This is a genomic window from Klebsiella sp. RHBSTW-00215, assembly GCF_014103785.1.
In the GTDB taxonomy this organism is placed as follows: Bacteria; Pseudomonadota; Gammaproteobacteria; order Enterobacterales; family Enterobacteriaceae; genus Klebsiella.
On sequence record NZ_JABXQS010000001.1, the window covers coordinates 814304 to 826576 of the forward strand.

Below are 12273 nucleotides of genomic sequence, written 5' to 3' on the forward strand. Positions count from 1 at the left end.
AGAAACGCGTTGTTATGGAAAACAGCCTCTTTCTCCTTTGTATAACGCCGCCCTCTGATTCCATATACCTCCAGATCAACAGAGAAATGCAATGGAACTGACCGTTGAATCAGTGCAAGCCATGGCGCCCGATGACGCCTCGGTTAAAGCGGCCCGCGGACTGGTTATCCCATCAAAATGGCCCCTGCTGGGGTATAACGACGCCGCCTTCTGGGGTGAGTGTAAAGGCAGCGGCTCTCGTCCCTATCAGGTCAGGATTGATAGCCAGGATCTGGCCTGTAAGTGCTCCTGTCCCAGCCGTAAATTCCCCTGTAAACATAGCCTGGCGCTACTCCTGCTCTATGTACAACACCGCGCGGACTTCACAAACGACGAACCGCCGGAATGGGTAAGCGAATGGCTGACCTCCCGCCAACAGCGAGAAGCTCGTAAGGAAGAGAAGAAAGAGCAGTCCGCCGCGAAAGCCGCCGATCCGCAGGCCGCGGCAAAGCGAGATGCGGCGCGGCAGAAAAAAATGACGGCGGGCCTGGAGTATCTGGAACGCTGGATGCACGACCGGGTTCGTCATGGGCTGGCGCAGCTTCCCACCCAGCAGTCGCTTTTTACCGAAGTCGCCGCAAGGATGGTTGATGCCCAATTACCGGGCATAGCAATGAGGCTTAAAAACCTTGCCAGCGTGCTTGATATCGCGGATGAGTGGCCCCGCCTGGTTTGCTCTCAGTTGGGGCAGCTCCAGTTGATTATCGATGCATACCGACATCAGGAAGGACTGAACGCCGCCGAGCGCGCGGATCTATACGCTGCGCTCGGCGTCAGCATCGACAAAATCGATGCCGGCAATGGTGAAACTATCGAGGATAGCTGGCGAGTTATCGGGCAAAGTGCGCAAGAAGAGAACAAACTGTGGCGTCGTCGGGTCTGGCTATACGGCAAAACCAGCCGCCGTACGGCATTACTCCTGGATTTCTCCCACGGCGGTAAAAATTTTACGCAGCACTTTATCAGCGAGCAGACCTTACGCAGCACATTGGCGTTTTACCCCAGCGCCTCGCCGCTGCGGGCGCTGCTCACTGGATCCTGCGAACAGGTTGAAGCCTTCCCACTGCCGCCCTTAACGCTGGACGACGCCCTGCACGAGCTGGCGCATAAAATCAGCGCGAATCCCTGGCAGTGGCCGCTACCGCTGCGGATGAGCAATATGTTAATTCACCCGGATAACGGCGGCTGGCAATTTTCTACCGTTCAGGGACAGCAGCTACCGGTGCGTTTGCCGCCAGCGGAAGGCTGGCAACTGCTCGCCGTCAGCGGCGGCGCGCCGTTTATGCTGATGGGTGAATGGGACGGCGGCCAGTTAATCCCATGTAGTGCCTGGCTTGACGATCGTCTGGTTTGGGAAAATGGAGGTGAGCAATGAGCGGATGGCAACAGTTAACCAGCGCGGCGCTGCTGGGAACGGAAAAACAGACGCTGGTTTTACCCGCCGTGGAAGGGGAAATTGGGCTGTTAATTTCCGATCTGCCGGATGATACCCCAGCGGAACCGCTGCTTTTACGCAGTGCAGGCATTCTCTCTCTAGGTGGCCTCGCGGGCTGGGAGCCTGCCATGGTCCAGACCACGCCGTTCCCCGCTATCGCAGCGCAAGAGGGTCACGTCGTTAGCGAAGCGGCATTCATCAGCCTGCTACACCAGTTACTGGAAGACGGGCCGCCGCGCCTGCTGTGGTTTGCCCTGGCGCAACTGGCGCAGCGACAGCTTTTACCACCTCACCAGCTTCTCCCCATGCTATTGCAGTACGCTTCACGCAACCCGTCTATGCGAAGCACCGTGTCCAACGTGCTGGGTGCCCGTGGTCGCTGGCTGGCGCAGCTCAACCCCAAATGGCGCGACCTTGATGAACTTCTCCCGACGCTGCCAGACGAAGAGATGTGGCAGCACGGTACATTAACCCAGCGCCAGCACTATTTAAGCCAATTGCGCGATAGCGATCCTGGCGGCGCGCGCGAACGGTTGGCACAGGAGATGAGTAGCCTTGACGCCCGCGAACGCGCACAGTTGCTGTCCGTGCTGGAACAACATCTCTCACCGGATGACGAAACGCTACTGGAAAACGCGCTTGCCGATCGCAGCAAAGAGGTACGACAAACGGCGGCTCGTCTGCTGCTCGCCCTACCGCAAAGTGCCTATGCCGGAAGGATGGGAACCCGGCTTCAGCCGCTGCTCTCTTCGCCACAGGAGGCGGGAGGCTGGCTGAATAAGCTTAAAAAATACCTGCCGGGCGAGAAACCGCTGCCTTTCATCATTGATGCGCCGCAAGCGTTTATAGCGGAATGGAAACAAGACGCGCTGGAAGAGAGCAAGCCCAAAAATGAACCGCTGGGCCAGCGCGCCTGGTGGCTTTACCAACTGGCTGCGAGCGTCCCGCTGGCCTGGTGGCAAGCGCAGCTACAGGCCACTCCCGCCGAACTGCTGCGTTGGGCTGCGCAAACGGACTGGCTGGCGGCGCTTTTGCGTGCCTGGTATAACGCCACGCTGCGTGAAGGTCAGACAGAATGGGCGCAGGCATTCCTGACACTGATTCCCGTCGGACAGGTCAGACATACCCTTGACGACCTGATGATTGATGCTTTCGTTCTACTGGAAACGTTGCCGCTGGCGCAACGTGAGTCCGTGATGGCCATGCTGATATCAACAACCAACATGGCAGGCGGTGAGCTTCTCCAGCGCTATACCCAGCTTCTACCGCTGGAGACGCCAGCATTCTCTTCCCACGTGAGTCGACAGTGGGTCGCGAATCTGCACCATTGGGTGAAACAGGACGCGGCTCGCTACGACTACAACCTGCGCCACTCCATTATTGACGTGGCCTGCCTGCTGGCTCCCGATATCACCGATGAAGCCATTCAGCAATGGCCGCACAACGCCGAACAAGAGCCTTACTGTAAAGAAGCATTTTATGCCTTTCGCGCCGCTCTGGCGCGACGCAAAAACCTACATTCGCTTTTTGCTGGAGAAAATACGCTATGAATTCCACCGCAACCACCGCTGTTTTACGTCGACACGCTGAACAACAATTTGCCGAAGAGCTGGAAGAACTGCAAAAAAACGATAGCCATCCGCGCCCGGAAAACTGGGTCATCTCACCATGGGCTGTCGCTATTTATCTGCTAGGCGGGCGTCTGGAAAACGGCTTTGAAGTGACACCGAAATATATCGGTAGTCGCCGGATCATCGAAACCGCTGTCGCCACCCTGGCAACCGATCGCGCATTGCTGCTCTATGGCGTACCCGGTACCGCGAAATCCTGGGTTTCTGAACACCTGGCTGCGGCGATCAGCGGCGATTCAACGTTGATAATTCAGGGAACTGCCGGGACCAGCGAGGAGCAGATGCGTTACGGCTGGAACTACGCGGAGCTGCTCTCCAAAGGGCCATCCCGTTCAGCGCTGGTGGAAAGCCCGCTAATGCGAGCGATGGCCGCTGGACAAATTGCCCGCGTGGAAGAGCTAACGCGCATTCCCGCCGACGTGCAGGATACGTTAATCACTATTTTGTCGGAAAAAACGCTGCCGGTGCCGGAGCTGAATGACGAGGTGCAGGCCACGCGCGGCTTTAACGTTATCGCCACCGCTAACAATCGCGATAAAGGCGTTAACGAGCTATCTTCCGCGTTAAAACGCCGCTTTAACACCGTGATCTTGCCGGTACCCGCTAGCGAACAAGAAGAGATCAGCATTGTCACCCGCCGTGTAGCAGAGCAGGGCCAGGCGCTGGCGTTACCGGCAGAGCCGCCGGCCCTGAAGGAAGTACAGCGGGTCGTGCAAATCTTCCGCGAGCTGCGTAACGGCCAGACCGAAGACGGAAAAACCAAAATTAAGTCGCCAACCAGCACCTTAAGTACCGCAGAGGCGATCTCCGTTATCAATAACGGTATGGCTCTCGCCGCGCATTTTGGCGACGGCGTGCTGCACCCGCGCGATATCGCCGCCAGCCTGGTCGGCGCGATAGTGAAAGATCCGGTACAGGACGATGTTGTCTGGCGCGAATATCTGGAAACGATCGTGAAAGAGCGCAGCGACTGGAAAGATCTGTATCGCGCCTGTCGCGAAATCGTGTAATCCGCAGGGTATCCCTATGAGTGATCAAACTGTTCATCTGTTCGGCATTCGCCACCACGGCCCCGGCAGCGCGCGGAGCCTTCTGGGTGCTCTGGAAGCGTTACAGCCAGATTGCCTGCTGGTGGAAGGGCCGCCGGATGGCGAATCAATGTTGCCTTTTATTCTGCACGAAGCCATGCAGCCACCGGTGGCGCTACTGATTTATGCACCAGATGAGTCACGCCACGCGGCATTTTATCCCTTCGCCACCTTCTCCCCGGAATGGCAGGCGTTGTGCTACGGCCTGTCGCAGAATATCGCGGTGCGCTTTATCGACCTGCCCATCGCCCATCAGTTCGCCCTCGAAAATGAAGAGGCGGAGAAAAATGAGGAAGATAGCGATGATGAGAAGCGCACCACGGTAAACGTTGACGGCGATCCGCTGGACTGGCTTGGCCACGCGGCAGGTTATGCCGATGGTGAAAGCTGGTGGAATCAGATGGTGGAAGAGCGCGAAGATGATTTGTCATTGTTCGACGCCATTCGCGAAGCCATGAACGCGCTACGCCAGGAAATACCCAATATCAGACATACGGCCAGAGCACAGCAGCGCGAAAACTTACGCGAAGCACATATGCGCAAGATGCTGCGACAGGCAAAGAAAGAGGGATTCGCCCGGATAGCCGTTGTCTGCGGGGCATGGCACGTTCCGGCGCTAGAGAATCTGCCCCCTGCCAAAGCCGATAACGAACTGCTTAAAGGCTTGCCGAAGATTAAGGTCGCCGCCGCCTGGACGCCCTGGAGCAACGATGCCTTAAGTCATGCCAGCGGTTATGGCGCGGGAGTGACCTCGCCGGAATGGTACGATCATCTGTGGCGTCATCAAAATACCCCCCACCGCGATATTAGTTGGTTATCGCGCGCAGCCAGATTGTTCCGCGAAGCGGATTTCGACTGTTCCAGCGCGCATATTATTGAAACGGTACGTCTGGCGCAGACGCTTGCCGTTATGCGTAATCGCCCGCAGCCAGGTCTGGATGAGCTTTGTGAAGCGTTGCAAACCGTCGTCTGCATGGGTGAAAGCGCACCAATGCGACTGATCCAGCAGCGGCTGATTATTGGCGATGCGTTGGGCAGCGTCCCCGAAGAGACGCCAGCAGTCCCGCTGCAACGCGATATTACTCAACAGCAAAAAACGCTGCGGCTAAAAGCGGAAGCCAGCGATAAGTTGCTGGATCTCGATCTCCGCAAACCCGGCGACCTGGCTCGCAGCCATCTGCTGCACCGTCTGACGTTATTAGATATTCCCTGGGGTCATCGGGAAGGTCACGGGCATAAGGCGAAGGGGACGTTTCATGAAGTCTGGTCGCTGCGTTGGGAACCGGCACTGGCGATGAATATCATCACCGCCAGCCGCTGGGGAAACAGCGTTGAGCAAGCCAGTACGCGCTATGCTAACGCTCTTGCCGAACGTGCCGAGGCGCTGCCGGCGCTGGCTAAGCTGATTCATCAGGTACTGCTGGCGGATTTACAGGCCGCCATTGCCCCCATCGCCGCTGCGCTGGAGTCGCTGGCCGCCATCACTGGTAATATCGAACAATTGCTGGAAACCATACCGCCGCTGGTAACCATCGCTCGCTACGGTAACGTACGCCAGACCGATGGCAGCATGGTGATTCAGGTTCTGATGAGCCTGGCTCCACGAGCCGCTATCACGCTACCCGGCGCCTGTACGTCGCTCAATGACGACAGTGCCGCCAGAATGAGAAAACAAATCGTCGAAGCCCATGCAGCATTGCGGCTACTGGATGACGAAGCGCTGCTCGACGGCTGGTTACAGGCGTTGACGCAGTTGGCGAACGGCAGCACGGCGCACGCGCTACTGCGCGGTACGGCAACGCGGCTACTGTTTGATATGCAAACATTGCCAATGGAAGAGATTGCCACCCAGATGGGGCTGGCGCTATCGGCGGCAAACGCCCCGGCAGACAGCGCCGCGTGGGCGGAAGGTTTTCTGAATGACAGCGCGATGGTGCTGCTGCATAACGCCGCATTGTGGCAGTTGATCAATAGCTGGCTTAACGGCCTGAGCGCCAACCATTTCAGACTTATTTTACCGATGCTGCGCCGAACGTTCGCGAACTTTACCGCCCCGGAGCGGCGTCAGCTTGGCGAACGCGCGGTCCAGGGTGAACATGTCGCTACGCCCGAAAAACTCAGCGAACCGTGGAATGAACAACGTGCGGCGCTGATATTGCCTCTGCTGCGCCGCATCCTGCCCTTATCGCCAACCGGAGGGGAAAATCATGCCGAATAACGATGCTGAACGCTTGCGCCGCTGGCGTTTGATCCTCGGCAATGAAGCCAACAACGCCTGCGGCATCCCCCTGAACGCCGAGGAAATGGTTATCGATGCCGCGCTAGCGGCACTATATCAGCCAGATGGCAAAAATGGCCTGCGCGGCGGCAGCAACGCCTCTTCGCCGGGCGTCGCCCGCTGGCTGGGAGATATTCGCCAGTATTTTCCCTCATCCGTAGTTCAGGTGATGCAGAAAGACGCTTTTGAACGCCTGGATCTACAGCGTATGCTGCTGGAACCGGAGATGCTGGCTAATGCCCAACCTGATGTTCATCTGATCGGCACGCTGATGTCGCTTCGCGGCGTGATCCCGGCGAAAACCAAAGAAACCGCCAGGCTGGTGGTGCGCAAAGTCGTCGATGAATTAATGAAACAGCTAGAAGAGCCTATGCGCAGCGCGGTGAGCGGCGCACTCAACCGTGCGGTACGCAATCGTCGCCCGCGCCATGCAGAGATCGACTGGCAACGCACTATTCGCGCTAACCTACGTCACTGGCAAGAAGATTACCAGAGCATCATTCCTGAAACCCTGATCGGCTATGGCCGTAAATCACAGCGCACGCAAAAGGAGATCATTCTGTGCATCGATCAGAGCGGATCGATGGCATCATCGGTAGTCTATTCCAGTATTTTCGGCGCGGTGATGGCTTCTCTTCCGGCGGTGAAAACGCATCTGGTCGTCTTCGATACTGCTGTGGTCGATATGACCGAACAGCTCAAGGATCCGGTAGATCTGTTGTTTGGCGTGCAGCTTGGCGGTGGTACCGACATCAATCGTGCAGTCGGCTATTGCCAATCGTTAATTCGCGATCCGCGCAATACCATCATGGTGCTGATCTCCGATCTTTATGAGGGCGGCGTTGAACGCAACCTGCTGCAACGTGCTAATGAACTGATCCAGTCCGGTGTACAGGTCATTACGCTGCTGGCGTTGAGTGATGAAGGCGCACCGTTTTATGACCGCGAACTGGCAGGAAAACTCGCCGCGATGGGGATCCCTTCTTTTGCCTGCACACCCGATCTATTCCCCGGAATGATGGCCGCCGCAATCCGCAAAGAAGATGTGAACTTGTGGGCGGCACAGCACGGCATCGTAACCTCACGAGAAAAAAACTGATTGGCCTTACCCTGCCGGAGACAGTGCTCCGGCAGGATTTTTATAGGCCGGGCAAATCAGCACGAACCTTAATCACCACTTTTTTAATATCGGCTGGCTCTGTTACCGCGCAGCCTGGTTTATGCGGCTCCCCCGGCATAAAGACCGCGAACATGCCGGGCCTCAAAGTGACGGACTGCTCGCCCGCCATTTCACCGCACAGCTGATAATCCTCCTCAACGTGCATCTCCTCGCCCTGCCGCGCACAGCCGGCCACGCCATAAAAAATACGCTCCTCGCCCGCCAGTAAAATCTGGATATCGATAAACTGCACATGCAGTTCGGCCTGCTTCTCTTCGGGTAAACCTGACGCAAATTGCATCACGTTCATAAAGATATCGTCCCCCTGCAGCTCGTAGCTTCCGGGAGCAATACTTTGCAAGTCGTGCGCCTGCGCGAGGGTTATTGCTTGCTGCAACATGGCCGATATTCCAGCCTGCGACGGATTATTGATATCACCGAAAATCATGGTTTCTCTCCCAGCCCCACAGCGCCGCGCCCAGTAGTCCGGCATCATGCCGATAGCGTGCTTCGCGTAGCGGAACGTGATAAATCGTTGGTTCCTGCGCCAGATATTCACGCACCAGCGGCAAGTATCCATTCGCCAGGCCGATGCTGCCGCCAACCACCACGCACTGACAGTCGGTCAGCGCTTTAAGATCGGCAATCAACCGCGCCAGCGTTTGCGCCGAGCGCTGAACCAGTGAACGCGCCTGCAGATGATGTTGTTCCGCGAGAGCAAAAATAGATTTCGCATCCAGCCCGGTGAGTTCACCGCCAGCCGCATCGGCAATCGCCCTCCCGGCGGCAATGGCTTCCACGCAACCCACTCGACCACAGCCACAGCGCGGCCCATTTGGGTCAGCCAGCGTATGTCCACAATGTCCGGCTAATCCCCCGCTTCCGGTCAGCAGCCTGCCGTTAGTGACCATGCCGCCGCCAACGCCCGTCGAAACCGTCAGAAAAACCATATCGCTCACGTTCTCCGTTAACGCACGATATTCTGCCCACGCCGCGGCCTGGGCATCGTTCAGGGCGATACCAGGCAGTCCGCTGAGTTCAGACAAACAATCGATTAAGGGAAAATGCGCCAGACCGCCAAGGTTAGCTGGGTTGAGTGCGGTTAAAATGCCGTCCTGAATAATGCCGGTAGAAGCAATCGCAAATCGCTCGGCCTGCGCCAACAGCGGAGCAATCAGCTCCTCTACCGCTAAGGCAAGCCCGGCAGGCCGCTGGCTCGCCGGGGTCGGGATTTCCCGCCGTTCACGAATAGTAAGATCCTTATCGACCAACGCGGCGGCAAGCTTGGTACCGCCAATATCTATCGCCAGCGTGGTCATGGCTGCGCCTCTTTTAACGCCGAGTTATACCACTGGCAAATATGCTCTAGCCGGGTAATCGCTGAACCAACGGTTACCGCCCACGCCCCGTGACGCATAGCTTCTGCCGCCTGAGTGGGGGTGTTATAGCGACCTTCCGCATTCACCCGACAACCCGCCTTCGTCAGCGCTTTCACCAGCGCCAGGTCGGGCTCATCTGGCGTGCGCGACGTGGTATAGCCTGAAAGCGTGGTACCAATAATCTCCGCGCCAAGCGCCTGACAGGCCAGACCATCCTCCAGAGAGGAACAATCGGTCATCGCCAATAGCTTGTGCTGATGAATGCGCGCCAGCAGCGCTGCTACCGGAACCGGGCGTTCACGGTCAGTTCCATCAATGGCGATGATATCGGCCCCGGCCTGCGCCAGCGCATCGATATCTTCCAGATAAGGCGTGATCCGCACCGGCGAATCATCCAGATCGCGTTTAATAATGCCAATAATCGGCACCGTAACCAGCGCTCGGGTGGCGCGCAGATTCTCAACTCCTTCAATGCGCAACGCTACTGCGCCCGCCTGCTCCGCCGCCAGCGCCATCGCAGCAACGATCGAAGGGTTGTCCAAAGGGCTGCCGGGCACCGGCTGGCAGGAAACAATAAGCCCGCCGTTAGTGCTGATGCGTAAATCCAATTCTTCCAGCAAAGACATAATAGCTCCCTGATGAATGTTTTCGCCCGGCACCGCTGCCGGGCGCTTGTTATCTGGTTTTAATTAATCCGCTTTTACTGCTACCCAACGGCACCGCGCCGCTGAACGGTTTTCCATCAATCGCATCATGGATCCGTACAGCTTCCGGGCGGATCCAACGCTGTACGCGGGATGGCATATCCAGACCAATCAACAGGATCACCACGAACGTCAGACCGAAAGAGAGCGATCCCAGTGCGGTACCCAGATCCAGACGCTGGGCAATTAAGGCACCAAGAACCGGCGCAATCGCCCCGCCCAGCGCCCCCACGTTATAGGTAAACCCAAGCCCCGCCGCGCGTTGATCGGTATCGAAGTAGCCGCCAATCAGTTTCGGTAAGATCCCCGAGATCCCCTGTCCTAACATCTGCTGGAAAAACAGTAGCAGGCCAAGGACCCAGATGTTTGTGCCGCCGATAGCAAAGACCGGAATAATCAACAACTGTGAAGCCAGCAAGCTGCAAACGTAAGCCTTGCGGGTTCCCAGCCAGTCGCCAAGAAAACCGCCCACGCAGCACCCTACCGCTGCGCCAAAACCGCTGAAAAACAGAATATTCGCTACCGTGGTATGGTCATAAGCCAATTCGGTTTTCAGATAAGTGGGTAGCAGCGCCTGGATAGGCCACGAATAAAGGAAAGCGAAAAGCACGACGACCATCAGCGTCACGCCAGTGGGCCAGCGCTTACCGCTGCTCTGGACCATAAAGCTGATAAAAATAACCGCGCACATCACGCCCAGTAACAGCACGATACCGGCATTTTGCAAATCGCCTGCAAAGCAAAACCACAGTGCGGTAGCTGCGACAACGGTCATCAGAATATTAATAACCCGATGCTTACCGCGATAAAGCAGATCGACCATCGTTTGCACCGGTTCTTTGCCCTCATGCTTCTCTTTCCAGTCCTCGGCTTCCGGAATATTTTTGCGTAACCAGAGAGCGAAGACGATCGGCACAATGCCAATGAAGAACAGTGCGCGCCAACCCCAGACGGGCACCACCAGGCTGTAAACCTGCGCGGCAATAACGGCCCCGACGGAGAATCCGGAGATCAGAAAACCGCTGGCTTTGTTGCGTAAATGCTTCGGCCAGCTTTCAATAACATAAGTCGCGCTTGAGCCATACTCACCTGCCATTCCCATGCCGATAACCAGACGGGCGATAAACATGGTGGTGTAACCTGGCGCAAAACCGCAAGCCAAGGTACCAAGTGAAAAAAGAATAATGCTGGTGACCATCGCCAGGCGTCGACCATAGCGGTCACCCATTGCGCCGAGCATCAGGCCGCCAAACCAGCGAGAGATAAAAGCGGCTGAGATCAGGCTGGCCGCCTGAACCGTTGTCAGACCAAAATCCCCCTGGACCTCGGTAAGTACCAGGGCAATCAAGACAAAATCAAAACCATCAAGCAAATATCCCAACCATGCGGCTGAAAAAGCCCGCCACTGAGGGCGACTGAGATGGCGATACCACGGGATGTTCTGGGTAGAAGTACTCATTTTACTCTCCCGATAATTTTTTGTTGTTGTGCCGGGTGGCGGCTTCGCCTTACCCGGCCTACGGTCGAAATATGTAGGCCGGGCAAGCGTAACCCCCCGGCAACTTGTGGTTACGCCTTCTCTGCCAACAACTGCTGAGCCAGCGTTTTCAGCTCCGGCAGGAATTGTTCGTCAACCGGAGCGAACGGCTTACGGCACAGCGGCTCAGCGACAACATCCATATAGTGCAGCACGGTTTTCAGACCACGGAATACCCCGGTTTTAATCAGCAGATCGATAACCTTGTTACATTCGCACTGCAAGTGTTGCGCTTTGGCAACATCACCTGCTTTCAGCGCCTGAACGATCCCCTGATAACGCCACCCCATGATGTTGTAGGTGCTGCCAATTCCACCATCGGCACCTGCCAGCAGGCCAGAAGCGAAGATCTCGTCATAGCCGTTGTACAACACCAGGTCCGGATGAGCCCGACGGATTTGCTCCATCTGGTAAAGATCGCCGGAGGTCTGCTTCAGCGCGCCGACGCCCGGCAAGGTCACCAGAGTATTGATCTGATCGAGCGTCAGCTTAACGCCGCTTAGGGCCGGGATGTTGTACACCACCATCGGCAATCCATCAGCCGACTCAATAATGGCCTGATAATGCGCACAATGTTCTTCAAAGCTAAACGGATAATAGAATGGCGTCACCGCAGAAACGGCATCGTATCCATAGCTTGCCGCGGCCTGCGCCAATTGTTGGCTTTCAAGAGTACTCACGCAGCCGACATGGGCGATCAGCGTCATTTTCCCCTTCGCCTCTTCCGCCACAATCTCCAGTACTTCCTGCCGCTCAGCGCCGCTCTGCACAAAGGCCTCGCCAGTGGAGCCTCCCACGTAAAGCCCGTCGATCCCCTGGCTCAGATTGAAACGAACCAGCCGACGCAGACTCTCTTTATCCAGTTTTTGCTGACCATCGAACGGCGTAAGCAGTGCCGCCATGACTCCACGTATATTGACCGCCATATAAACCTCATAGTGATATTAGAGTGATTAACTATGTACCTTTATACCTGTTATACCAGATCGATTAAGCAGCAGCGTAATAGATAACGCTTATAAT

Annotated in this window: 10 protein-coding genes; 5 read left to right on the plus strand and 5 right to left on the minus strand. The window is 56.7% G+C overall.

The annotated features are described in order from the left end of the window. Positions 1-91 precede the first annotated feature (91 nt). The 5 genes from HV127_RS03960 to HV127_RS03980 are packed head-to-tail and all read left to right on the plus strand — an operon-like array spanning position 92 to position 7570. Positions 92-1414: an SWIM zinc finger family protein gene (locus HV127_RS03960; RefSeq protein ID WP_182235070.1), complete on the plus strand. Its 1323-nt coding sequence runs from the start codon at positions 92-94 to the stop codon at positions 1412-1414. Continuing rightward, complete coding sequence (locus HV127_RS03965; RefSeq protein ID WP_182235071.1) at positions 1411-3024, plus strand: DUF5691 domain-containing protein; 1614 nt, start codon at positions 1411-1413, stop codon at positions 3022-3024. Before HV127_RS03960 ends, HV127_RS03965 begins: the two co-directional genes overlap by 4 nt. After that, the gene (locus HV127_RS03970) at positions 3021-4115 is read left to right on the plus strand and encodes an AAA family ATPase (protein WP_182235072.1); all 1095 of its coding nucleotides are present in this window, start codon (positions 3021-3023) and stop codon (positions 4113-4115) included. Before HV127_RS03965 ends, HV127_RS03970 begins: the two co-directional genes overlap by 4 nt. A gap of 16 nt (positions 4116-4131) precedes the next feature. Next, positions 4132-6411 (plus strand): DUF5682 family protein, encoded by a 2280-nt coding sequence (locus HV127_RS03975; RefSeq protein ID WP_182235073.1) that lies wholly within the window; start codon positions 4132-4134, stop codon positions 6409-6411. Beyond that, complete coding sequence (locus HV127_RS03980) at positions 6401-7570, plus strand: VWA domain-containing protein (protein WP_182235074.1); 1170 nt, start codon at positions 6401-6403, stop codon at positions 7568-7570. Before HV127_RS03975 ends, HV127_RS03980 begins: the two co-directional genes overlap by 11 nt. Before the next feature lie 40 nt (positions 7571-7610). Here HV127_RS03980 and nanQ read toward each other — a convergent pair whose 3' ends face one another. The 5 genes from nanQ to nanA form a co-directional block, all read right to left on the minus strand. Continuing rightward, complete coding sequence (nanQ, locus tag HV127_RS03985; RefSeq protein ID WP_182235075.1) at positions 7611-8078, minus strand: N-acetylneuraminate anomerase; 468 nt, start codon at positions 8076-8078, stop codon at positions 7611-7613. Beyond that, complete coding sequence (locus tag HV127_RS03990) at positions 8065-8949, minus strand: N-acetylmannosamine kinase (protein WP_182235076.1); 885 nt, start codon at positions 8947-8949, stop codon at positions 8065-8067. Before HV127_RS03990 ends, nanQ begins: the two co-directional genes overlap by 14 nt. After that, positions 8946-9635: an N-acetylmannosamine-6-phosphate 2-epimerase gene (locus HV127_RS03995; protein WP_182235077.1), complete on the minus strand. Its 690-nt coding sequence runs from the start codon at positions 9633-9635 to the stop codon at positions 8946-8948. The genes HV127_RS03990 and HV127_RS03995 overlap by 4 nt, the downstream gene beginning before the upstream one ends. 49 nt (positions 9636-9684) lie before the next feature. Beyond that, on the minus strand, positions 9685-11172 hold the full coding sequence (locus HV127_RS04000; protein WP_182235078.1) for an MFS transporter: 1488 nt from the start codon (positions 11170-11172) through the stop codon (positions 9685-9687). Between the two features lie 110 nt (positions 11173-11282). Beyond that, complete coding sequence (nanA, locus tag HV127_RS04005) at positions 11283-12176, minus strand: N-acetylneuraminate lyase (RefSeq protein WP_182235079.1); 894 nt, start codon at positions 12174-12176, stop codon at positions 11283-11285. Between the last annotated feature and the right edge of the window lie 97 nt (positions 12177-12273).